We start from the raw sequence: 20,616 nt of genomic DNA, 5'->3' as shown, positions 1-20,616 counted from the left end.
CATTCAAGTAATACGCAGCGAGTTACGCTGTGCGGGATGCCTTCGCGGCAAAGGCACCGTCACCCAGCAGTGCAACAACAAATGCGGTCACAGACAAATAGATCGGGTATTCCCAGCCGCCGTTGGCATTGGTGAAACTCCAGCCGTTGCCGAAGTGGACGGTTGCGGCGACGAACAGCTGAACCACCGCCAACGCGGCCACCCAGCGTGCATAAACACCTAGTACCAACATCAAGCCGCCGATCACTTCAAATGCCATGACCGGATAAGCGAGAAAGCCTGGAAAACCGATGGATTCAAAAAAGCCTGCGGTACCTGCGGGCGTGAAAACAAACACTTTGGTCAGGCCGTGAGCGATAAACATGATGCCCAGGGCGAGGCGCATCACAAATGCAGCGTAGGGGGCGGTGCGAGAGTCAATCATGGTGTAGCTCCTTTTTGTTTAATGAGTCAGTGACAGCGTTTGGGTCAGCCATGTCGAGAAGTCAGCCAGTTCTTCAGCGACGATCTCGTGGGCCATTTCGTAGAAATGGGTCTCGTGGACGACACCGATTCGATCCAGCCAAGCGTCCGCTTCCTTTGCCCAGTCCACTGGCAATACGCCGTCGTGGTGACCGTGAGCGATGAATGCCGACACTGACTTGAGACGCTCAGGCGAGGCGACCTTCGGAGCAATCTCGCGCAGCATTCGGCCGCTGAGGATCGCAAAGCCTTGCACCAGCTCTGGCTCGGTCACGCCCAGACTGGCGCTCATGATGCCGCCCTGACTGAAGCCAGCGATGACCGTTGGCAACTGGGGCAGCGCGTCGATAAAGGTGTGCAGCAGATGCCGGCTGGCTTCCGCTTGCTCTTGGTTGAACGAAGGGCCATTACTGGTGAAGTTCACCTGATACCAGGCAAAGCCTTGAGGGCCGACCTGGAGGGGAGCACGCAGCAAAATCACTTCCAGACCTTCGGGTAGCGATTGAGCCATAGACGCAAGGTTGGCTTCATTAGAACCCACGCCATGCAGCAGAATCAGTCGGCCCTTGGGCGCTGCAATGCTGCAGCCCTTGCGGAAAAAGAGGCCCGATTGCGGCTCGCGGGCCGCTTCGGAAAAAGTCGTATCACGCATGGTTGGTAACGCCTTGATTGAGAGGAGTGGATTCAGATCCATCTTCGTTTTTCGAGGAAAACAGGTAACTGTCCATCGCCAGCACGCCGTAGGACACGCCGCCTTCCAGCACGCGGGTGTCATAACGTTCGCCGGCGGCACCCAGAGCGATCAGTAACGGCAAAAAGTGCTCGTCCGTCGGGTGAGCGCGCTCGGCAGAGGGCGCCTGTTGCCGGTAATCCAAGAGTTGATCGGTTTGCCCGGCACGCAGTGTTTGCGCGGTCCAGGCCGCGAACGCCTTCACGTAATCCGCACCCTCGCGGGTAGCTCCGCGAAACTCATACAAGTTATGAGTCAGGCTGCCGGACGCTACGATCAGTACGTTCATGTCACGCAGTGGTTTAAGCGCTTCACCGAGTTTCCAGGCCTGATGGGTATCAAGCCGCGCGGGCATCGACACCTGAACCACGGGAATGTCGGCATCGGGCGCCAAGTACATCAGCGGCACCCACGCCCCATGGTCCAGCCCGCGCTGGTGATCGAGTCGTGAGGTCCAGCCTGATGCCTGCAGCAGTTTGACGATGTGGGCAGCCAGGATCGGGGCACCCGGTGCCGGATAGCGCAACTGGTACAACTCGTCGGGGAAACCACCGAAGTCGTGAATGGTTTGCGGGGCGGTGCTCGCCGTGACATTGACTTCACCACGGGTCATCCAGTGCGGAGACAGGATGACAATGGCATCAGGTCGCGGCAGTTCGCGACCGAGCTCGGCTAGACGCGGACCAGCCAGACCGGGCTCGATGGCAAACAGCGGAGCACCATGAGACACAAACAGCAGGGGGAACGAGGTGTTCATGGTGAAAGCTCCAATGTGATTACTTGTTCAGCCAGACCGGGGCGATCGAGGTGCCCAGACCGGCGCCGTAGCCGAGGTAGATATTCAGGCCGGCGAGTGGCTCCAGGTAACGTGCGTTGATCAGTCCACCGGTGTTCACCGCATTCCAGCCCAGGCTGTAGGCGAGGGTGATAGCGGTTTGTTTGGCACGCTCACTGTCGCTGGCGACGAACACGCTGCCTTTCTGGTTATCCGCGAACGTCGGACCATCGGCGAGTACTTGAGCGAACAAGGTGTTAAAGGCTTTGACGACGTGCGCTTGAGGCACTGCTTTGGCGATTTCTTCGCCGGCGCTGGTCTCGTGACCGATGGTCAGCGACATGTAGTCGGCGCTCAGCGGGTTGGTGATGTCGATGATCACTTTGCCAATCAGATCGCCCAGGCTTTGCAGCGCAGCTACGGCATCGGGGTAGGCGGTGGCAATTACTACGACATCGCTGTCGCCCAGAGCCTCTGCTGCCGGGTAAGCCTGTGCATTTTCAAACTGAGCAGCCAGTGCCTTGGCCTTTTCCATGTCACGGCCAGTGACTCGAACGATGTGTCCGGCGGCGGACAATTGCTTGGTGAACGCCGAACCCATGTTGCCGGTACCCACGACTGTAATTTTCATAGTGACTTCATCTCCGTTGATGTTCGTTTCGATGGGCTCAGTTTATAGGTTGTAAAAATGAGATAAATAAGGCGAAATGCGATTAATAGTTCCACTTAGTGAGACAGTAATGGACAGGGCGTTAGAGATGCAGGTCTTCTGCACGGTGGTGGATAAAGGCAGCTTCGTCGGCGCAGCCGAGCCGTTGGAGATGTCGAAGGCGGCTATTTCGCGTTACGTCAGTGGGCTTGAAGAACGCCTGGGCGTGCGACTGCTGCATCGCACCACACGCAAGCTTTCATTGACGGAGGAAGGGCGCCAGTTCTATCACCAGGCACGCGATGTACTGACGCTCATGGATCAGGCGGAAGAGGCGGTTTCGTCGTCGGCGCCCGAGCCGAGCGGTGTACTGCGGATCAATGCGCCGGTCAGTTTCGGGGTGCTGCACTTGGCTCCGGTGTGGGCAGACTTCATGAAGGTGTACCCCAACGTTGAACTGGATATCAGCCTGAATGACCGGTTGGTGGATCTGGTGGAGGAGGGCTTTGATGCCGCCGTTCGCATTGCGCGGATGGAAAGTTCTTCTCTGGTGGGGCGACGTCTTGCGGGAACGCGAATGTGCTTATGTGCTTCGCCCGAGTACCTGGCCAATCACCCTGAGATTCGCTCGCTGTCTGACCTCGCAGAGCACGGGGTCATCGCCTACACCAACTTTGCCAGCGGTAACGAGTGGCAGTTCGAAGGGCCTGACGGAAGCGAGACTGTGCGTACACGCTCAAGTGTGCGCTGCAATAATGGCGATACCTGTCGCAGCATTGCACTGGCAGGCGGTGGAATCGCCCTGCAGCCCAGTTTCATGGTGGCCGAAGACCTGCGCAAGGGGGATCTGGTTGAGATTCTGCCGGCGTATCAATCGGTCGAACTGGGCATCTATGTGGTCTATCCCACGCGCAAGCATCTGGCGACCAAAGTCCGCGTCTTGATCAACTTTCTGGCTGAGCGTTTCGCTCACCCGCAATGGGAGCGCTAGAACAGGTTCAACAAAAAATCCCGACTGACAACAAGGGGGAGCATTCAGCCGGGCAAAAGGAGCCTGTATCAATTACGACCGTTGCAAGAAGCTGTGCAAATCTGCCGCAAACTTTTCCGGGTGCTTGAATGCCAGGAAGTGATCGCCCTGGTCCGCCTTGCTGTAGACATGCAGAACTGAGTCCGGGATTACGGCGTGCATCCATCGCTGACTTTCCAGCCAGTCGCTGTATTCGCCGGAAAAAATCGCCGTCGGAACGTCAATCTTGCTTTGAATGACATCGCGCCAATCGTTGGTAGCGTGATCGAAAAGTACCAGGCCAGTGAACGCCATGTCGTCTTTCACCACGGCCTGTACGAGGCTAATCACATTGTGAAAGTAAGGGGAGTCGAGCGCCATCGCGCGCTCGACAACCCGGCTGCCAGAAACCAACTGGTTGGTGGGCGTCATGTTGACGTAGGAAGCGATCATGCGTTCAGGCGATGTGGTGAATGCGCCGGCCTCCAGTCGCTGCTGTTCCGTCCAGTCAGCGTGGCAGTAGATTGAGGGGGCTTGGTCAATGATGCTAAGGGTACGGATGCCTTGTGTGCCGAAAAGATCAATATAAGCCCACATGATCGAGGCCCCCATGGACCAACCGCAATAGTGCGCTTGGGGCAGATCCAGATGCTGCGCAAATTCCTTCACATCCATGGCGTAACGCGAGATGCGATTACCTTTTACGGTCTTCTCCGAAAGCCCCTGGTTGCGGACATCGAGCACGTAAACGTGATAATGCTTGCTCAGGATTTGCATGAGGTGGAAATACATTGCGCCGTTCGCAGACCAGCCGGGAATGAAGATCAACGGCTGACCGCTTCCGGCTTCCCAGTACGCCAGGCTCACACCGTCGCCTGTGGTGAAGCTGCTGATTTTCAGATCTTCAAAGTCCGCAGCGCGGAACGGCTGGCCAATGATTTCGTGCGGAAAGTAAAAGTCTTCGCCGAGTATTTCGGAGAGCGATTGATTTTTCAGCGGGTATTTCACAGTCCTTCCCATGTCTTTAACAATCGTGTCTGAACAGGCAAATGCCTCGCCAGGCGCAGCGATTCGCTGCAACGCCACGATAGGCCTTGGACAGTAGGGAAATAAATACTCAAAATGCCCGAACATTAGAAACGGATTGTTGGGAATGGATCGTCTGAGCAGCATGGCGGCGTTTGTTAAAGCCGTGGAAATGGGATCTTTCAGTGCCGCCGGTGACGCGTTGCAAATGTCGGCGCAACTGATTGGCAAACATGTCCATCATTTGGAGCAACACTTGGGCGTACGTCTGCTCAATCGCACGACTCGACGACAGAGCCTGACGGACTTCGGGCGTGAATTCTACGAGCGTTCCAAATTCATTCTTGCGGAAGTGGAGTCGGCTGAGAACCTGGCCGCGCACACTCAGGCTTTGCCCAGTGGGCGCTTGAGGATCAACGCTCCCGTCAGTTTCGGCATGCAGTCTCTTGCGCCGCGACTGCCTGAGTTCATGGAAGCCAATCCATTGGTGAGCATCGAGTTGAGCCTTGCCAACCGCGCGATTGACCTCATCGATGAAGGTTTCGACGTGGTATTCAGGGTCGGGCAATTGGCTGACAGCGGGCTGGTTGCCAGGGAACTGGCGCCCTATAAACTTGTACTGTGCGCTGCACCTTCTTATCTGCAAGGCAAGCCAGCGATCGAAACACCGTGGGACCTTCAGGACCATGAGTGTCTGGGTTTCTCGCATACGGAATTGCGCACACACTGGACATTCAATGGCCCGGAAGGGACGGTGGTTGTTCCGGTTGGCAGCCGCTTCATGGCGGATCACGGCGAACCGCTGTTGTGTGCCGCATTGGCCGGCCTGGGCATATTGCTGCAGCCGGAGGAATTGGTTCGCCAATCACTAGAGAAAGGTGAGCTGGTTGCTTTACTGCCCGACTACCCACCTCCAAGTCGCCCCCTGCATATCTTGTATGCACCTGATCGCAGGCTGACGCCAAAATTGCGCAGTTTTCTCGACTTCGCTATAGCGGCGTTTGGAGCCGACTCGATCGCGCCCGAGCGCTTTTGAAACAAACTGTTGTAGATCCCCATTCCGAATCGATATTTATCCACGCGAGGGCAGCCCATACAGTGGCAGCTTTGTTTTCTACGCTGACAGTAGAAACAGATGACGGGTAGCAATACCCGCTCATTCTTGACGGAGAAATGATGAATATTCAACTCGATAGCAAACACGCACTGGTTACCGCTTCTACCGGAGGTATTGGTTTCGCCATTGCCAAGGGGCTTGCACAGGCCGGCGCAGCGGTTGTCATAAACGGTCGCAGTGAACGCTCGGTCAACGACGCGATCGCTCGGTTGCACGCAGCAGTACCCGGCGCGACCGTCAGTGGTGTGGCTGCGGATCTGAGTTCTGCCGAAGGCGTGGAGGTCTTGCTCGCTGGTGTCAGTGGCATCGACATCCTGGTGAACAATGCAGGCATCTATGAGCCACAGGATTTCTTTGAAACAGACGACGAGGTCTGGAACAACTACTGGCAAACCAACGTGATGTCCGGCGTTCGTCTCAGTCGCGCATTGCTGCCAGCCATGGTTGAGAACGGTTGGGGCCGGGTGGTGTTTGTCGCCTCCGAGTCGGCCCGAAATATTCCCGCGGACATGATCCATTACGGTGTGTCAAAAACGGCGCAGTTGGCGTTGGCTCGCGGCCTCGCAAAACGCGTGGCTGGCAGCGGTGTGACCGTCAACAGCGTCCTGCCTGGGCCGACGCTGTCCGATGGCGTGGCAGACATGATGAAGGGTGAAGTAGAGCGCACCGGCAAATCGCTGGAGACGGTCGTCGCTGATTTTGTGATGCAGCATCGCCCGAGCTCGATCATTCAGCGTGCAGCCACTGTGGAGGAGGTGGCCAACATGATCGTTTATGTGTGCTCGCCGCAAGCATCGGCCACTACGGGAGCTTCGCTCAGAGTCGATGGTGGCGTGGTCGACGACATCGTCTGATTCGAAACAATCGCAGACCCATGCCGGCCTGCGTCATGGGTCTCTTTTGTTCGTAGCCTGGAGCCTTTGCGATGATGGTGCATTTGATCGCTGTCGCGGCGTCTCTTTTAGCTGGAGTAGTGATGGCAAGTGATCAAGTGGCGCGCGCATATACAACGCCCGCCGAATATCAGCTGTCGGGCGTTTCGCTGGTCGATACGCTTTATCAAGGGCAGCACGCCTTAGCGTTGCAAATGCCCGGTTCCTCCTATCAAGACCCGACCCGGGAACGGTTGCTCGACAGAGACTTCATGGCGTGGCTGCCCATGGATTTTGGGGATGGCTCCATCGAAGTCGACGTCGCCAGCGACTTGGCAATAGACGCACCTGAATACGCGCGTGGCTTTGTCGGTGTTGCCTTTCGAATAGACGGGGCAGGGCGCTTCGAAAGCATTTACCTGCGACCGACCAACAGTTCGGCGGATGACCAGATACGACGCAATCATTCTGTGCAATACGCCGGTTATCCAGACTTCAGATTTGATCAGCTTCGCAAAGAATCGCCGGAAAAGTACGAGACCTACGCCGACCTCGAGTTGGGTCGATGGATTCATATGAAGTTGGTGATCAAAGGTTCAAACGTTGATCTGTTCCTGGATCACAAGGAGAAACCGGCGTTTATCGTACGGGATCTGAAGTACGGGGCGGCGCAGCGCGGGGGAGTGGGTATCTGGATCGAGTCCGGGACAGTCGCGCACTTCAGAAATCTGCGGATTTCCAGCGACGACAAGGGTTGAGCTTCAAAGGCTTGTAGTGTCTTTGAATAAATCAATAAATCGGCGAAGCCAGCGATCAATCTGACTTCGCCGAGGCGAGCGTGTTTACACGAACTGCAGAACGTCGTTGACGGCCTTGCGCGGTTTCTGCGGCCAGTTGGTTGCGCCTGGGTAGCCAACGGTGACCAGCATGACCGGAATTTCCAGATCAGACAGACCAAACTCCTTGGCCACCGCAGACTGATCGAAGCCGATCATCGGCGTAGACACCAGGCCTTGGCCCTTCGCGGCGAGCATCAGTGTCATGGCTGCCAGTGAGCCGGAACGAATCGCCTCATCACGCTGCAGCTGTGGGTTTTCCTTGTACATGCCTTCAGCTGCACCTACCCACATGTCGTAGATGGCTTGATCAATAATGCCGGCGTCCAGGGTAGGTTTGAGGGCCGATGGCAATGTCTCGTGCGGATTGAGTGTGCCGCAGACGATAAATGTCACGGGGGCGTCGACGATTTTCTGCTGCCCCCACGCCAGAGGCAGGAGACGTGCTTTGGCTTCGGCGCTGCGTACGGCGAGGAATTTCCAGTTTTGCAGATTGAACGCGGAAGGTGCATGGGTAGCCAACTCGATCAGCTCGGCAACCTGTTGATCGCTCAGGCTACGCTCAGTGTCGTAGCTGTTGGCGGAAATGCGGGATTTGATAATGTTTGCGATATCGGACATGAGGGTCTCTGTGCGGGAGGAGAGTGCGCAGACCCAGTCATTGAAGTGGAGCCTGCGCCGTCTGAAAATTAGCGGCTGAAACCGTCGAATGGGGTCATGTACACAGCCCCGAACGGATCCAGACGTTTACGGATTTCGGCGTCAGGCGTGCCATACACAACCAGGCTGGTGACGGTGCAAAGTTCTAGAAAACGCTGACCGAATGGTGCAAACGTAGTGTCTACGTGGCTGACCACAGCACCGACGTTGTAGCGCTCAAGAATGTGAACGACGCTGTTGTCTTCGTTGGCACTGTATTCGTAAACCAGTGTGCCCGGCTCAGCGCTGGTGGCTTCGACAATGTTGGCGATCAGCGCTTTGAATTCTGGGAAGTCAGCGGGTTTGACCGCGAGGGAGAACAGGCAGGAGATGTGTGGATGCATGGAGGTTCTTTCCTTAGACGCTAGTGAGAATGCATCGCTGACCCAGCCGATGCAGGCGTTAACGATCGGGTCAGGATTTCTCCGGCGCCTCTCCAAACAATTTGCCGGCACCGGCCCAGTCGGAGGCGGCGACGTCCTCAAAAATGACGTAGATGTAGTTCGCATCAGTACCGGTGTGCTTGACGATGCTCGCGGTGATGTCTGCGGCGACAGCGGCTTTCTGCTCGTGTTCTTTACCTTCAAACCAGCTGACTCGTACGACAGGCATGGCAAATTCCTCTTTAGACGTTGATCTGGATAATCGGTGTGCTTGCAAGCTTGAGGCGCGTTGCACCGATGTTTTTCGAGATTCAATGCTAATGTCGAATGATCTGGCGATAAACAGCCTGAAACTATAATCTGGGTAGATCCAAACTCTACAATCAGATGATCCGCATGATTCCTGTCGATTCGTTTCAGGGCGTCATCACATTCGTGGTCGCCGCCCGATCAACCAGTTTCACTCAGGCCGCAGAACGGCTCGGACTATCCAAATCGGCCGTGGGTAAATCAATTGCGCGGCTTGAGGATCGACTGGGCACACAGCTGTTCCACCGCACCACACGACGCATCTCGCTGACGGCCGACGGCGAAGCGTATTTCACCGCGTGCTCCACAGCGCTCGAGGAAATCGGCGCGGCGGAAAGTGGCCTCGGGCCGGGGGCAGGGGAACCCTCCGGTCGCCTGCGAGTGGACATCCCGGTGGCGTTTGGTCGTCGGGTCGTTGCGCCATTGCTGTTCGAGATCGCTAACAAATACCCCGCACTGCAACTGAACATGACGTTTTCCGACCACATTGTTGATCCGTTTGAAGAAGGCATTGATCTCTTGGTGCGCTTCGGCGAGCTGAAGGACACCAGCGGACTGGTAGCACGCCGACTTACTCGCCAACGATGGGCGATTTGTGCAGCGCCCGGTTATTTGCAGCGGTTTGGTGTTCCACGAACTCTGGAGGATTTAAGTCATCACCATTGCATCGTCGGCCATCGTCGCGGTCAGCCGTTGTCGTGGCGCGTCAGGCAAGGCTCGACAACGGTCCGTTATGCGCCACCGTCTACGCACCAGATAGGTGACGGCGAAGCGATGATTCTTGCCGCCGTCGCCGGGACAGGTTTGTGCCAGATGCCGCGCTGCCTGTTCAGAGAAGACCTGGAGGCGGGGAGGCTTGTCGAAGTGCTGGAAGATTACGAGCCTGACCCAGTTGATGTGCATGCCGTCTGGCCAAAGGTCTCGCATCTACGGCCGAAGGTCAGGTACGTGGTCGATGAGTTGGTCAAACTTTGTGAGCATTGGCAGTGACCTGCCGCCATGACGCCCTTATCGTCTGAAACTCAATCACTGAAGAGATCAAACATCAGTTGCCGGAACCATTTGTTGGCCGGATCGCGGTTGTATTTCGTGTGCCAGAACATATTGATCGCAATCTCCGGCAGCGGTAATGGCAACGGCAAAATGGTCAAACGGAACGGTCCGCTACAACTGCTGGCGAAGCGCTCAGGTACGGTCGCGACCAGATCAGTGTTCTGCAAAATATGCCCCACCGCAACAAAGTGCGGCACCTCCAGGCGTATCTGACGTTGCAGGCCAGCCCGTTGCATGTGCGTGTCTATCTCACCATGGCCGGTACTGGCTGCAACGATTCTCACGTGCCCATATTCACAAAAACGTTCTCGCGTCATGGGCAGTTGTGTCAGCGGATGATCCTGGCGGCATAAGCAAACGTATCGATGATGGAACAAACGTCTTTGATAGAAGCCAGCCTGCAAATCCGGCAGTAATCCGACCGCCAGATCAACCTCGCCGCTGGCAAGACTTTCAGACAGTCCCGCATTGCTGCGCAGCGTGCTGACCGAAATCCCTGGGGCCTGCTTGAGTAGGGCATCGATCAAGCGCGGCATAAAGTAAATCTCGCCGATGTCGGTCATCGCCACTACGAAGCGTTTTTGACTGGTGGCCGGATCGAACTCATCCTGGCGATTGATGGCGCCATGCAGGAGGTTGATTGCCTGAGACACCGGCTCGGCCATTTGCAACGCATAGGGCGTTGGTTGCATCCCTTGATGGGTGCGCACAAACAGTTCGTCATTGAGTGAGATACGCAGACGCTTGAGTGCATTGCTCACGGCTGGCTGAGTCAGTCCCAGTGTTTCAGCCGCGCCGGAAACACTGTGGTCGATCAATAGCTGATGAAAGATCACCAGCAGGTTCAGGTCGAGTTCGCGTAGGTGCATTGCAGGCATCTCGGGAGGAGTAACGAGTTTGCAAGCATACCAGTATTCAGGGTGGTGATAGGTTGTATGGAGGTGAGGCCATTTATCAATGTTTTGTGAATAGTCATGATCGGGCTATTCCAAAAACAACATAAAGGTTTCCCCCATGAATAGCCCTAAATCTGTCTTGCAAGTCGCAATCGTTGGCGGTGGTATCGCAGGTGTCGCCCTCGCACTGGATCTGTGCCGCCATCCACATCTGGACGTTCAATTGTTTGAAGCCGCACCGGCATTCGGCGAAGTCGGTGCGGGTGTCTCATTTGGAGCAAACGCTGTAAGAGCAATCGAAGGTCTGGGCATCGGCAAGCCATACGAGCAAATCGCCGACCGGACCGCTCAGCCTTGGCAGGACATCTGGTTTGAATGGCGTCGGGGTGTCGATGCCGGCTACCTCGGCGCAAGCATTGCTGAAGGTGTCGGTCAGTCTTCAGTGCATCGCGCAGATTTCCTTGATGCGCTGGCCAGCCAGCTTCCTGAGGGTATTGCCGTTTTTGGCAAACGAGCAGTGAGTGTCGAAGAAACGGGTGATCGCGTGAGTGTCCAATTCACCGACGGCACGCATCATCAGTGTGATCTCTTGATCGCTGCAGACGGAATCAAATCCTCAATTCGAGATTACGTCCTCCAGGGCTTGGGCCAGCCTTTGGTTACCCCGCGCTTTAGTGGCACCTGTGCCTACCGCGGAATGATTGACAGCTCGCAGCTGCGCGACGCCTATCGTGCGGCGGGCGTCGATGAGCATTTGATCAACGTTCCGCAAATGTATTTGGGCCTCGATGCCCACATCCTGACTTTCCCGGTCAAACAGGGTCGACTGATCAACGTCGTGGCATTTGTTTCGGATCGGACTGAGGCCAATCCAGTATGGCCGGCAGACAAACCTTGGGTGAAAAACACCACCCAGGCCGAGATGCTCGAAGCCTTCAGCGAGTGGGGCGATGCCGTTCGCGTATTGCTTGAATGCATTCCCAATCCCACCCTTTGGGCACTACATGAGTTGGACGAATTGTCGGGTTACGTCCACGGCCGTGTCGGGCTGATCGGCGACGCGGCGCACGCGATGCTGCCGCATCAAGGCGCCGGAGCCGGGCAGGGGCTGGAAGATGCCTGGTTACTGGCACGCCTGCTGGCCGATCCGCGGGTTTTGCAACGTGACGCGAAGCAGGTGCTTGAGGTGTATGACGCCATACGCCGTCCGCGTGCTTGCCGTGTTCAACGCACATCCTGGGAAGCGGGCGAACTCTACGAGTTCCGCGACGCCAAGGTAGCGGACCAGGAGCCACTGCTCTCGACAACGCTGGCCAGTCGCTTTGACTGGTTGTGGAACCACGACATGCAAGCCGACCTGGCTGAGGCGCACACTCGACTCGGATGGGCACAAGCTGTCTGAATCCTTGCCTGCCGCTCGCCAGTCCTTAGCGACTGGCGCAGTCCGCACCTAACAATAAAAGGTGAAATCATCATGACTGTCAGCATTTCCCAAACCGCTGAAATCCGCGAATTTTTTCAAGACGCAGCCGGGATGAAAAAAGACGCTGGAGACTCGCGCAGCAAACAGATTGTGCTGCGAATTCTGCAGGAAACCGCGCGACTCATTGAGGAGCTTGAGATCAGCGAAGATGAGTTTTGGGCGGGGGTCGAGTACATCAATCGACTGGGTAAAAACAATGAGGCTGGGCTCTTGGTGGCAGGGTTGGGGATCGAGCATTTCCTTGATCTTCTCAACGATGCCAAAGAGGCGGAAGCAGGGCGCAGCGGCGGAACACCGCGCACGATCGAGGGCCCCCTGTATGTGGCTGGCGCACCGCTGTGTCAGGGGTTTGCGCGGATGGACGATGGTAGCGAAGACACTATCGCCACACCGATGTTTCTAGACGGTCAGGTTCTGGACACACTAGGACAACCCATTGCAGGTGCGCTGGTTGATCTTTGGCAAGCCGACAGTAAAGGCAACTACTCCCACTTCGACAAAAGCCAATCGCCGTTCAATCTGCGCCGGCGCATCGTGACCGACGCGCAAGGGCGTTATCGCGTCAGAAGCATCGTGCCGTCGGGTTATGGCTGTAACCCTCAAGGCCCTACTCAACAGTGCCTCAACCATTTGGGCCGGCATGGCCAGCGCCCAGCGCATATTCATTTCTTCGTGTCGGCTCCGGGTTATGAGCATTTGACCACCCAAATCAACCTTTCTAACGATAAGTATCTCTGGGATGACTTTGCCTATGCCACCCGGGACGGCTTGATTGGTGAAGTGCATTTCGTTGATGACGAAACCCAATCCATCGCTCACGAAGTGTCGGGGCGTTTCGCACAAATGACCTTTGATTTCCAGTTGCGTCACGCTGCCAGCGCTCAGGCGCAACAACGCAGCAATCGCCAGCGTGCTCTGCAAGACGCGTAGGTCAATGCTCGATACCCCATTTATTCAAGAGGATAAGTTCATGTCCCGAACTGCGCTCATGCCTATCGAAGTCAAAGTTGCCGTCTTGCGTGAGGCAGGCGGCAAACTTCAGTTTGAACGTGCCGAGTTGGCCGTTCCGCGTCCCGACGAAGTTCGTGTACGCATTGTTGCAACGGGTGTTTGCCACACCGATATGGTCGTACGCGACCAGCTATTTCCGACACCGCTGCCCATCGTTCTGGGCCACGAGGGTGCAGGGATTGTTGAGGCCGTAGGCAGTGCTGTGACAACCATCGTTCCTGGCGATCACGTTGTCATGACCTACATGTCCTGCGGCCTTTGTCTGCCATGCGAAACCGGACATCCGGCGCATTGCTCCCATATGCACCCACTGAATTTCGGTGGCGGTCGCCTCGACGGCAGCACCTCCACCTGCAGTTGCGACAACGCGGCCCCGATACACGATCACTTCTTCGGCCAGTCGTCCTTTTCGACTTACGTGATTGCCAACGAACGCAACGTGGTCAAAGTATCGAAAAAAGCACCGCTGGAACTGCTTGGCCCTTTGGGGTGCGGCATACAGACAGGCGCTGGTTCTGTGCTCAAGGCCCTACGAGTTGAAGCGGGTAGCAGCTTCGTTGCATTCGGTGCCGGCGCAGTCGGTCTGGCAGCGGTGATGGCCGCCCGGGTTGTCGGCGCGACGACCATTATCGCCGTGGACGTTACGCCGAGTCGCTTGGAGCTGGCGCTTGAGGTCGGCGCCACACACGTCATCAACAGCCGGGAAGAAGACCCGGTGGAACGCATTCGCGATATTACTGGAGGCGGGGCGAATTACAGCCTGGAATGCTCCGGACGCGCGGAAGTTCTACGTCAGGCCATCGATGCACTCACCACGCTGGGCACCTGTGGCATCGTCGGCGCGACCAAGATGGGCACCGAAGTCGCTTTCAACATCAACGACGTGATGATCCCGGGCAAACGCATTATGGGCATCGTGCAGGGTGACGTGGTCGCCAACGCCTTTATTCCCACGCTTGTCGATCTGCACCTGCAAGGGCGTTTCCCCTTTGACAAGTTGTGCCGGTTCTACACCTTTGAGCAGGTCAACGAAGCGATGGCTGATAGTGAAAGCGGGATCACCATCAAGCCGATACTTCGTATGCCGGCGGCTGTCGACCGCACGTAATTTTTTTCAAACTCATCAAAGGATTTCAAGATGACTGTTCAACTCGTAATCGACAATATCGCCCAAGCCGCCTCGGACGGTAAAACTTACCAGCGCATCGATCCTGTCAGTGGCAACGTTGTCAGCACCGGCGCGGCGTGCAGTGTGGAAGATGCGCGACGCGTCGCTGCATCGTCCCAGCAAGCCTTTAAAACATGGTCGAAAGTGGGCCCGACAGAGCGTCGTCGGCTACTGCTGGCAGCGGCTGATGCGCTGGAAAGCAAGATGGAGCTTTTCTGCAGTGTCATGGCTGAAGAAATCGGTGCCTCTCGACTCTGGTCGCAGTTCAACGTCGGGGCTTCAGCCAATCTGCTTCGTGAAGCGGCATCGCTGACCACCCAAATCAAGGGCGAAACCCTTGCCACCGACAAGCCCGGCACATTGTCAGTCACCTTGCGTCAGCCTGCCGGTACTGTGTTGAGCATTGCACCGTGGAACGGTCCGGTCATTCTTGGCACCCGGTCCATTGCTTACCCATTGGCCTGCGGTAACACGGTTATTTTCAAAGGTTCAGAAAACAGCCCGCGCACTCATGAGCTGCTGGCCCAGGCGTTCTATGACGCAGGGTTCCCGGCTGGCGTGGTGAACTTCATTATTTCTGCGCCAGAAGATGCCGGCGCTGTAACAGAAGTACTGATCGCTCACGATACCGTGCGCAGGGTCAATTTCACCGGTTCGACCAACGTCGGTCGAATGATTGCCCAGACCAGCGCGAAGTACCTCAAGCGGTGTTTGCTCGAGCTGGGCGGGAAGGCACCGTTTATTGTGTTAGAGGACGCCGACCTGGAAGGCGCGGTCAACGCTGCCGTGTTTGGCGCATTTCTGTACCAAGGGCAAATCTGTATGTCGACCGAGCGCTTCGTGGTTGATGAGTCTGTCGCTGATGCTTTCGTGGCAAAGTTTGCTCAACGTATTCGAGACCTCGAACAGGGGAACCCGGTGCTTAATCCTGCCAGCGTAATCGGCCCGATGATTTCCCAAGGCTCGGTACAGCGCATCAATCAGTTGCTGGATGACGCCGTAGGGAAGGGGGCCACGATTGTGGTGGGAGGTCTGGCAGAGGAGGCGCAGATGGCGCCGACGCTGGTGGATCGAGTGTCATCGAAAATGGATATCTACGATGAAGAAACTTTTGGGCCAGTGACCACCGTGGTTCGGGTCAAAGGCGCGGAGCAGGCATTGGCAGTCGCTAACGATACAGCGTTCGGTCTGTCGTCAGCCATCTTCAGTCGCAATGTCAGCCTTGCCCTTGATCTGGCTGGCCGACTGGATGCCGGTTGCGTACACATCAACGGGGCAACGGTGCAAAACGAGCCTCAAGCCCCTTACGGTGGTATGAAGAACAGTGGCTACGGTCGATTTGACGGCAGCGCCGTTATTGAAGAGTTCACCGAAGTGAAATGGGTCACGGTCGAGCCTTCTGACCAGCCTTATCCATTCTGATATCCAGATATGGGAACCGGCTCTGAGGAGCCGGTCTACCCAAGATATGAACAGATTCCTCGCGGCGGGTCCCTGTCGCTCGCGTTAAACGCTGTGCGTTTGAATCTTCCCTTCACCCCTAGATTGTTTTGGCGATATGAGTACCGGTGTCGCGATGGCGGACAGGCGATACTCAATGGTCGTCGCCAGCCACATTGAATAGGCCAACAACTCTACTCCTTCCTCGACCGTCGTCTTGGCCAAGCGCTCGTAACCTTCGCCCAACACAAGATGCCAAAAGCTCCCCATGCCGAAAACGCGTGAAAACAGCAGCACGCCAAAGCCTGTAGCGAATGCACCGAATGCGCGGGACTGTGTGAACGCAGCGAGGTCGGCCAATGTCTGTTGGCGGTTGGTTTTGCTTAAGGCCACTGTTACGCAGCCGGTTGCAATGGCCAGGAACGGCACGCACCAGGCGCTATGACTGATGGGGTCGAACAAGCCATCCAGCTCTCGCATCAACAGGCAGGCAAAGAAACCGCCGGCCAATGATTTGAATCCCGCATGGCCTTTGCTCGTCGGTAACGTCCAGAACAATACGGCGATAATGAACAGCATCAACTCTTGGCTGATTTCGGTGAACGATATCTCGAGAATTTGAGTGTGGAAGATGGCGATGTCCAGCCAGAGCATCGCCAGCGAAAAGAAGACAAATCCAAATTTCAGCAACAACGACAAAGAAGCCAGTTTTAGCTCACGCAGATTAGGGTACAAAACAGCTCCGAATGGTTATCTAATTGAAATAGAAGCGTATTTGACGATATTTTCACATTCGGCATGTATGGCATTTATGAATGATCACTATCGATATATTCGATTCGATGGCGATCTTCAGCTGAAACGTGTTTGTTCTGCACAAACCGGATAGCGGTCTGCACGCAACGGATATTGCTGATACGGATTGCCGGTGACACTGAGCCTACCAATAACAACAACGGAGGCTCAGACCATGTCCATTGGCGTCGAGTATCTCAATTCCTTGCTCGAGGAAAACCGTGAAGAGGGCATCTACCGCTGCAAGCGCGAGATGTTCACCGATCCCCGCCTGTTCGACCTCGAAATGAAGCATATTTTTGAAGGCAACTGGCTGTACCTCGCACACGAAAGCCAGATCCCTCAGAAAAATGATTACATCACGCTGCAGATGGGGCGCCAGCCTATCTTCATCACACGGAACAAGGACGGCGTACTTAACGCCTTCCTGAATGCCTGTAGTCATCGCGGCGCGATGCTGTGCCGACACAAGCGCGGCAACAAATCTTCCTATACCTGCCCGTTCCATGGCTGGACCTTCAACAACTCAGGCAAGCTGCTCAAGGTCAAAGATCCGAGCAATGCCGGATACCCTCAAAGCTTCAACTGCGAAGGCTCGCATGACCTGACCAAGGTGGCCCGGTTTGAGTCCTACCGGGGTTTTCTGTTCGGTAGTCTCAATGCTGACGTGGTGCCTTTGGCCGAACACTTGGGAGAGTCTGCCAAGATCATCGACATGATTGTCGATCAGTCCCCGGACGGCCTGGAAGTGCTGCGTGGTTCTTCCAGCTACATCTACGAGGGCAACTGGAAGCTCACCGCGGAAAATGGCGCGGACGGTTATCACGTCAGCTCGGTGCACTGGAACTACGCGGCCACCCAGAACCAGCGTAAAGAGCGTCAGTCCGGCGACGTCAACCCGACCATGAGCGCAGGCGGCTGGGCAAAAAGTGGCGGTGGCTTCTATTCATTCGACAAAGGCCACATGCTGCTTTGGACGCGCTGGGCCAACCCGGAAGACAGGCCTCTGTATGAGCGCCGTGACGAACTGGTCAGTGGTTTTGGGCAGGCTCGCGCCGACTGGATGATCGGGAACTCGCGCAATCTGTGCCTGTATCCGAATGTCTACTTAATGGACCAATTCAGTTCGCAAATTCGCATTGCTCGGCCCATCTCGGTCAATCAAACCGAAATCACCATTTACTGCATCGCCCCAGTGGGAGAAAGCGCAGACGCCCGTGCGCGACGCATCCGCCAGTACGAAGACTTTTTCAACGTCAGCGGCATGGCAACGCCTGATGACCTTGAGGAGTTTCGTTCCTGCCAGATCGGTTATCAAGGCAGCGCGACTGCGTGGAACGATATGTCACGCGGTGCCGAACACTGGGTTGAAGGACCTGATGAAGCGGCGCTGGAAATCGATCTACATCCGTTGCTCAGTGGTGTGCGCACGGAAGACGAGGGGCTGTTCGTGGAACAGCACAAATACTGGAAAGACACCATGCTTCAAGCAGTGGCCGTCGAACAGGCAGGCAACATTCCTGCGCGGGAGGTCCAATGAGCGCTTCCTATGAGCAAGTGCGCGATTTCCTCTTTCGCGAAGCCCGTTATCTTGACGACAAACTGTGGGATCAGTGGCTGGAGCTCTATGCCGCCGATGCGACGTTCTGGATGCCGTCCTGGGATGACGACGACGAACTGACTGAAGATCCGCAAAGTGAAATTTCGCTGATTTGGTACGGCAGTCGTGAGGGCTTGGAGGATCGGATATTCCGGATCAAGACCGAGCGCTCCAGCGCGAGCATTCCGGACACCCGCACCTCCCATAACCTGAGCAATATCGAGATCACCGAGATGAGCGAAGGTCAGTGCGCGGTGCGTTTCAACTGGCACACGCTGAGCTTTCGCTACAAGACCGTAGACAGCTATTTCGGTACCAGTTTCTACACCTTGGATACGCGCGGAGAACAGCCGCTGATCAAAGCCAAGAAAGTGGTACTGAAAAACGATTACGTCCGTCAGGTCATCGATATCTACCACCTGTGAATCGGGCTGCGTTGCGCAACCCGCCACGAGTGGGGAGGCGCGCAGCCATGCGAGGTTTGTCATGAGCCACAAGATTGCCCTGAATTTCGAAGACGGCGTAACCCGTTTCATTGTCGCAACGGCCAGTGAAACCGTGGCCGATGCCGCGTACCGCCAAGGAATCAATATTCCGCTGGACTGCCGCGATGGCGCTTGCGGAACCTGCAAATGTTTTGCCGAATCGGGTGAGTACGAGCTCGGCGAGGATTACATTGATGATGCCCTGACTGCCGAGGAGGCAGGCGAAGGTTTCGTACTGACCTGCCAGATGCGGGTGAAAAGTGATTGTGTGGTGAGCATTCCTGCGTCGTCCGACGTGTGCAAGACCCAGCAATCCACTTATGAGGGGGCGATCCAGGAAGTTCGTCGACTGTCTGACAGCACGCTGTCACTGTCCATCCAGGGCGATGCTCTCGCCGACCTGACGTTCTTGCCGGGTCAGTATGTCAATCTGCAAGTGCCAGGCAGCAACCAGACACGCGCGTACTCGTTCAGCTCGGTGCAGAAGGAGGGGCGCGTAAGCTTCCTGATCCGCAATGTTCCTGGCGGTCTGATGAGCCAGTTTCTCACTGAGCTGGCCAAAGTCGGCGATCACATGAGCCTCGCGGGTCCGTTGGGCAGCTTTTACCTGCGCCCGATCAAACGGCCGCTGCTCATGCTGGCCGGCGGGACTGGACTTGCGCCGTTTACGGCAATGCTCGAGACGATTGCCGAACAAGGCAGTGATCACCCATTACACCTGATTTACGGCGTCACCAACGATTTCGACCTGGTAGAAATGGACCGCCTCAAGGCCCTGACGGCGAGCATTCCCAATTTCACGTTCAGTGCCTGTGTGGCAAATCCGCAGAGCGAGTGGCCGCAAAGGGGTTACGTCACCCAGCACATTGCGCCTGAGCATTTGAATGGCGGCGACGTAGACATCTATCTGTGCGGGCCACCTCCGATGGTGGAGGCCGTCAGTCATTACATTCGTGAACAGGGCATCTCTCCCGCCAACTTCTACTACGAAAAATTTGCCGCCAGTGCTGCCTGAGCAAGCGGTATGTCGAGGTCGCCATGAGCATGAGATTCAACAATAAAGTCGCGCTGGTCACTGGCGCTGCGCAAGGCATTGGTCGAGGCGTCGTCGAGCGTCTGTTGCTCGAAGGCGCAAGGGTGGTTGCTGTGGATCGCAGTGAACTGGTGCACGAACTGCCGGCGCAAGTGTTTGCGTTGACTGCTGACCTGGAGCGCTACGCCGATTGCCAGCGCGTGGTGAGCCAGGCCATTGAGCACTTCGGCCGGTTGGACATTTTGATCAACAACGTGGGTGGCACTATCTGGGCCAAGCCTTTCGAGCATTATCTTCCCGACGAAATCGAGGCAGAGGTACGTCGGTCGCTGTTTCCCACTCTCTGGTGCTGCCATAACGCCTTGCCTCATATGCTGGCTCAAGGCAGCGGGGCGATCGTCAACGTTTCGTCTATCGCCACCCGGGGAGTCAATCGGGCACCTTATGGCGCGGCCAAGGGCGGAATCAATGCGCTGACGGCCTGCCTGGCTTTTGAAACGGGCGGGCGCGGTGTGCGCGTCAATGCAACTGCTCCGGGTGGTACAGACGCACCACCACGTCGAATCCCCCGTAACACCGCCGTGCCCACCGAACAGGAACAACATTGGTACTCGCAGATCGTCGAGCAGACCAAGGACAGTAGCTTGATGAAACGCTACGGCACGATTGATGAACAGGTCGGCGCAATTTTGTTCCTGGCTTCCGATGAAGCCTCCTACATCACCGGCGTCACGCTACCGGTTGGCGGTGGCGACTTGGGCTGAGTGCCGATGTCGGGTGAAGGT

Annotated in this window: 23 protein-coding genes; 13 read left to right on the top strand and 10 right to left on the bottom strand. The window is 56.4% G+C overall.

Annotated elements, in window-relative coordinates:
- Positions 1–22: 22 nt before the first annotated feature.
- Genes PSH79_RS13665 through PSH79_RS13650 form a run of 4 tightly spaced genes read right to left on the bottom strand, consistent with a single transcriptional unit; the run spans position 23 to position 2,598 of the window.
- The gene (locus PSH79_RS13665; protein WP_305443706.1) at positions 23–424 is read right to left on the bottom strand and encodes a DoxX family protein; all 402 of its coding nucleotides are present in this window, start codon (positions 422–424) and stop codon (positions 23–25) included.
- Positions 425–442: 18 nt separating this feature from the next.
- Positions 443–1,114 carry an alpha/beta hydrolase gene (locus tag PSH79_RS13660; RefSeq protein WP_123449861.1) on the bottom strand — a complete coding sequence of 224 codons (672 nt, stop codon included), beginning with the start codon at positions 1,112–1,114 and terminating at the stop codon, positions 443–445.
- Positions 1,107–1,949: a class III extradiol ring-cleavage dioxygenase gene (locus tag PSH79_RS13655; protein ID WP_305443702.1), complete on the bottom strand. Its 843-nt coding sequence runs from the start codon at positions 1,947–1,949 to the stop codon at positions 1,107–1,109. Before PSH79_RS13655 ends, PSH79_RS13660 begins: the two co-directional genes overlap by 8 nt.
- Positions 1,950–1,968: 19 nt before the next feature.
- Complete coding sequence (locus PSH79_RS13650) at positions 1,969–2,598, bottom strand: NADPH-dependent F420 reductase (RefSeq protein ID WP_007910316.1); 630 nt, start codon at positions 2,596–2,598, stop codon at positions 1,969–1,971.
- Between the two features lie 109 nt (positions 2,599–2,707).
- Between PSH79_RS13650 and PSH79_RS13645 the strand changes: the two genes are divergently transcribed.
- Entirely contained in the window at positions 2,708–3,607 is a 900-nt protein-coding gene (locus tag PSH79_RS13645; protein WP_305443699.1) for a LysR family transcriptional regulator, read from the top strand.
- A 72-nt stretch (positions 3,608–3,679) separates the two neighbouring features.
- Here the strand turns inward: PSH79_RS13645 and PSH79_RS13640 are convergent, their stop codons facing one another.
- The gene (locus PSH79_RS13640) at positions 3,680–4,633 is read right to left on the bottom strand and encodes an alpha/beta fold hydrolase (protein WP_305443958.1); all 954 of its coding nucleotides are present in this window, start codon (positions 4,631–4,633) and stop codon (positions 3,680–3,682) included.
- A 145-nt stretch (positions 4,634–4,778) separates the two neighbouring features.
- Here PSH79_RS13640 and PSH79_RS13635 point away from each other — a divergent pair, with 145 nt between their 5' ends.
- The 3 genes from PSH79_RS13635 to PSH79_RS13625 all read left to right on the top strand — a co-directional run bounded on the left by PSH79_RS13635 (position 4,779) and on the right by PSH79_RS13625 (position 7,398).
- Positions 4,779–5,687: a LysR family transcriptional regulator gene (locus PSH79_RS13635; RefSeq protein ID WP_305443697.1), complete on the top strand. Its 909-nt coding sequence runs from the start codon at positions 4,779–4,781 to the stop codon at positions 5,685–5,687.
- Positions 5,688–5,827: 140 nt separating this feature from the next.
- On the top strand, positions 5,828–6,622 hold the full coding sequence (locus PSH79_RS13630) for an SDR family NAD(P)-dependent oxidoreductase (RefSeq protein ID WP_007910309.1): 795 nt from the start codon (positions 5,828–5,830) through the stop codon (positions 6,620–6,622).
- Positions 6,623–6,693: 71 nt separating this feature from the next.
- A complete protein-coding gene (locus PSH79_RS13625; RefSeq protein WP_305443695.1) occupies positions 6,694–7,398 on the top strand; it encodes a hypothetical protein in 705 nt (234 codons plus the stop codon).
- Between the two features lie 84 nt (positions 7,399–7,482).
- On the opposite strand, the gene PSH79_RS13620 is transcribed toward PSH79_RS13625, so the two are convergent.
- The 3 genes from PSH79_RS13620 to PSH79_RS13610 form a co-directional block, all read right to left on the bottom strand.
- On the bottom strand, positions 7,483–8,097 hold the full coding sequence (locus tag PSH79_RS13620; RefSeq protein WP_305443692.1) for a nitroreductase family protein: 615 nt from the start codon (positions 8,095–8,097) through the stop codon (positions 7,483–7,485).
- 68 nt (positions 8,098–8,165) lie between these two features.
- A complete protein-coding gene (locus PSH79_RS13615) occupies positions 8,166–8,519 on the bottom strand; it encodes a putative quinol monooxygenase (protein ID WP_305443690.1) in 354 nt (117 codons plus the stop codon).
- A gap of 70 nt (positions 8,520–8,589) precedes the next feature.
- Positions 8,590–8,787, bottom strand: coding sequence for a 4-oxalocrotonate tautomerase family protein (locus PSH79_RS13610; protein ID WP_007910302.1), 198 nt, complete (start codon positions 8,785–8,787; stop codon positions 8,590–8,592).
- A 167-nt stretch (positions 8,788–8,954) separates the two neighbouring features.
- Between PSH79_RS13610 and PSH79_RS13605 the strand changes: the two genes are divergently transcribed.
- Positions 8,955–9,857 (top strand): LysR family transcriptional regulator, encoded by a 903-nt coding sequence (locus PSH79_RS13605; protein ID WP_305443687.1) that lies wholly within the window; start codon positions 8,955–8,957, stop codon positions 9,855–9,857.
- A gap of 32 nt (positions 9,858–9,889) precedes the next feature.
- Here the strand turns inward: PSH79_RS13605 and PSH79_RS13600 are convergent, their stop codons facing one another.
- On the bottom strand, positions 9,890–10,789 hold the full coding sequence (locus tag PSH79_RS13600; RefSeq protein WP_305443685.1) for a LysR family transcriptional regulator: 900 nt from the start codon (positions 10,787–10,789) through the stop codon (positions 9,890–9,892).
- Between the two features lie 145 nt (positions 10,790–10,934).
- Between PSH79_RS13600 and salA the strand changes: the two genes are divergently transcribed.
- From salA to PSH79_RS13580, 4 genes are all read left to right on the top strand, one after another.
- Complete coding sequence (gene salA, locus PSH79_RS13595; protein WP_305443684.1) at positions 10,935–12,218, top strand: salicylate 1-monooxygenase; 1,284 nt, start codon at positions 10,935–10,937, stop codon at positions 12,216–12,218.
- 72 nt (positions 12,219–12,290) lie between these two features.
- Positions 12,291–13,229, top strand: coding sequence for a catechol 1,2-dioxygenase (gene catA, locus PSH79_RS13590; protein WP_305443682.1), 939 nt, complete (start codon positions 12,291–12,293; stop codon positions 13,227–13,229).
- A gap of 40 nt (positions 13,230–13,269) precedes the next feature.
- Positions 13,270–14,418, top strand: coding sequence for an NAD(P)-dependent alcohol dehydrogenase (locus PSH79_RS13585; protein ID WP_305443957.1), 1,149 nt, complete (start codon positions 13,270–13,272; stop codon positions 14,416–14,418).
- A gap of 30 nt (positions 14,419–14,448) precedes the next feature.
- Positions 14,449–15,900, top strand: a complete 1,452-nt coding sequence (locus PSH79_RS13580) for an aldehyde dehydrogenase (protein ID WP_305443679.1) — start codon at positions 14,449–14,451, stop codon at positions 15,898–15,900.
- Positions 15,901–15,984: 84 nt separating this feature from the next.
- On the opposite strand, the gene PSH79_RS13575 is transcribed toward PSH79_RS13580, so the two are convergent.
- Positions 15,985–16,653 (bottom strand): hypothetical protein, encoded by a 669-nt coding sequence (locus PSH79_RS13575; RefSeq protein WP_305443677.1) that lies wholly within the window; start codon positions 16,651–16,653, stop codon positions 15,985–15,987.
- A gap of 235 nt (positions 16,654–16,888) precedes the next feature.
- Here PSH79_RS13575 and benA point away from each other — a divergent pair, with 235 nt between their 5' ends.
- The 4 genes from benA to PSH79_RS13555 all read left to right on the top strand — a co-directional run bounded on the left by benA (position 16,889) and on the right by PSH79_RS13555 (position 20,595).
- Positions 16,889–18,253, top strand: coding sequence for a benzoate 1,2-dioxygenase large subunit (benA, locus tag PSH79_RS13570; RefSeq protein WP_305443955.1), 1,365 nt, complete (start codon positions 16,889–16,891; stop codon positions 18,251–18,253).
- Positions 18,250–18,738 carry a benzoate 1,2-dioxygenase small subunit gene (gene benB / locus PSH79_RS13565; RefSeq protein ID WP_123449845.1) on the top strand — a complete coding sequence of 163 codons (489 nt, stop codon included), beginning with the start codon at positions 18,250–18,252 and terminating at the stop codon, positions 18,736–18,738. The genes benA and benB overlap by 4 nt, the downstream gene beginning before the upstream one ends.
- Before the next feature lie 61 nt (positions 18,739–18,799).
- Positions 18,800–19,813 (top strand): benzoate 1,2-dioxygenase electron transfer component BenC, encoded by a 1,014-nt coding sequence (benC, locus tag PSH79_RS13560; protein ID WP_305443673.1) that lies wholly within the window; start codon positions 18,800–18,802, stop codon positions 19,811–19,813.
- A 23-nt stretch (positions 19,814–19,836) separates the two neighbouring features.
- Positions 19,837–20,595: a 1,6-dihydroxycyclohexa-2,4-diene-1-carboxylate dehydrogenase gene (locus PSH79_RS13555; RefSeq protein WP_123449843.1), complete on the top strand. Its 759-nt coding sequence runs from the start codon at positions 19,837–19,839 to the stop codon at positions 20,593–20,595.
- Positions 20,596–20,616 lie beyond the last annotated feature (21 nt).

It is taken from the genome of Pseudomonas sp. FP2196 (assembly GCF_030687715.1).
Lineage (GTDB): Bacteria > Pseudomonadota > Gammaproteobacteria > Pseudomonadales > Pseudomonadaceae > Aquipseudomonas.
This window is presented reverse-complemented; position numbering and strand designations above follow the sequence as displayed.

What these genes read in the sequence shown, in the direction of transcription:
- PSH79_RS13615 (WP_305443690.1), bottom strand. Translation starts at nt 8,519, where the DNA reads ATGCATCCACACATCTCCTGCCTGTTCTCCCTCGCGGTCAAACCCGCT.
- PSH79_RS13655 (WP_305443702.1), bottom strand. Translation starts at nt 1,949, where the DNA reads ATGAACACCTCGTTCCCCCTGCTGTTTGTGTCTCATGGTGCTCCGCTG.
- PSH79_RS13630 (WP_007910309.1), top strand. Translation starts at nt 5,828, where the DNA reads ATGAATATTCAACTCGATAGCAAACACGCACTGGTTACCGCTTCTACC.
- PSH79_RS13650 (WP_007910316.1), bottom strand. Translation starts at nt 2,598, where the DNA reads ATGAAAATTACAGTCGTGGGTACCGGCAACATGGGTTCGGCGTTCACC.
- benA (WP_305443955.1), top strand. Translation starts at nt 16,889, where the DNA reads ATGTCCATTGGCGTCGAGTATCTCAATTCCTTGCTCGAGGAAAACCGT.
- salA (WP_305443684.1), top strand. Translation starts at nt 10,935, where the DNA reads ATGAATAGCCCTAAATCTGTCTTGCAAGTCGCAATCGTTGGCGGTGGT.
- PSH79_RS13665 (WP_305443706.1), bottom strand. Translation starts at nt 424, where the DNA reads ATGATTGACTCTCGCACCGCCCCCTACGCTGCATTTGTGATGCGCCTC.
- benC (WP_305443673.1), top strand. Translation starts at nt 18,800, where the DNA reads ATGAGCCACAAGATTGCCCTGAATTTCGAAGACGGCGTAACCCGTTTC.
- PSH79_RS13635 (WP_305443697.1), top strand. Translation starts at nt 4,779, where the DNA reads ATGGATCGTCTGAGCAGCATGGCGGCGTTTGTTAAAGCCGTGGAAATG.
- PSH79_RS13620 (WP_305443692.1), bottom strand. Translation starts at nt 8,097, where the DNA reads ATGTCCGATATCGCAAACATTATCAAATCCCGCATTTCCGCCAACAGC.
- PSH79_RS13645 (WP_305443699.1), top strand. Translation starts at nt 2,708, where the DNA reads ATGGACAGGGCGTTAGAGATGCAGGTCTTCTGCACGGTGGTGGATAAA.
- PSH79_RS13580 (WP_305443679.1), top strand. Translation starts at nt 14,449, where the DNA reads ATGACTGTTCAACTCGTAATCGACAATATCGCCCAAGCCGCCTCGGAC.
- PSH79_RS13610 (WP_007910302.1), bottom strand. Translation starts at nt 8,787, where the DNA reads ATGCCTGTCGTACGAGTCAGCTGGTTTGAAGGTAAAGAACACGAGCAG.
- catA (WP_305443682.1), top strand. Translation starts at nt 12,291, where the DNA reads ATGACTGTCAGCATTTCCCAAACCGCTGAAATCCGCGAATTTTTTCAA.
- PSH79_RS13555 (WP_123449843.1), top strand. Translation starts at nt 19,837, where the DNA reads ATGAGCATGAGATTCAACAATAAAGTCGCGCTGGTCACTGGCGCTGCG.
- PSH79_RS13600 (WP_305443685.1), bottom strand. Translation starts at nt 10,789, where the DNA reads ATGCACCTACGCGAACTCGACCTGAACCTGCTGGTGATCTTTCATCAG.
- benB (WP_123449845.1), top strand. Translation starts at nt 18,250, where the DNA reads ATGAGCGCTTCCTATGAGCAAGTGCGCGATTTCCTCTTTCGCGAAGCC.
- PSH79_RS13585 (WP_305443957.1), top strand. Translation starts at nt 13,270, where the DNA reads ATGTCCCGAACTGCGCTCATGCCTATCGAAGTCAAAGTTGCCGTCTTG.
- PSH79_RS13605 (WP_305443687.1), top strand. Translation starts at nt 8,955, where the DNA reads ATGATTCCTGTCGATTCGTTTCAGGGCGTCATCACATTCGTGGTCGCC.
- PSH79_RS13625 (WP_305443695.1), top strand. Translation starts at nt 6,694, where the DNA reads ATGATGGTGCATTTGATCGCTGTCGCGGCGTCTCTTTTAGCTGGAGTA.
- PSH79_RS13660 (WP_123449861.1), bottom strand. Translation starts at nt 1,114, where the DNA reads ATGCGTGATACGACTTTTTCCGAAGCGGCCCGCGAGCCGCAATCGGGC.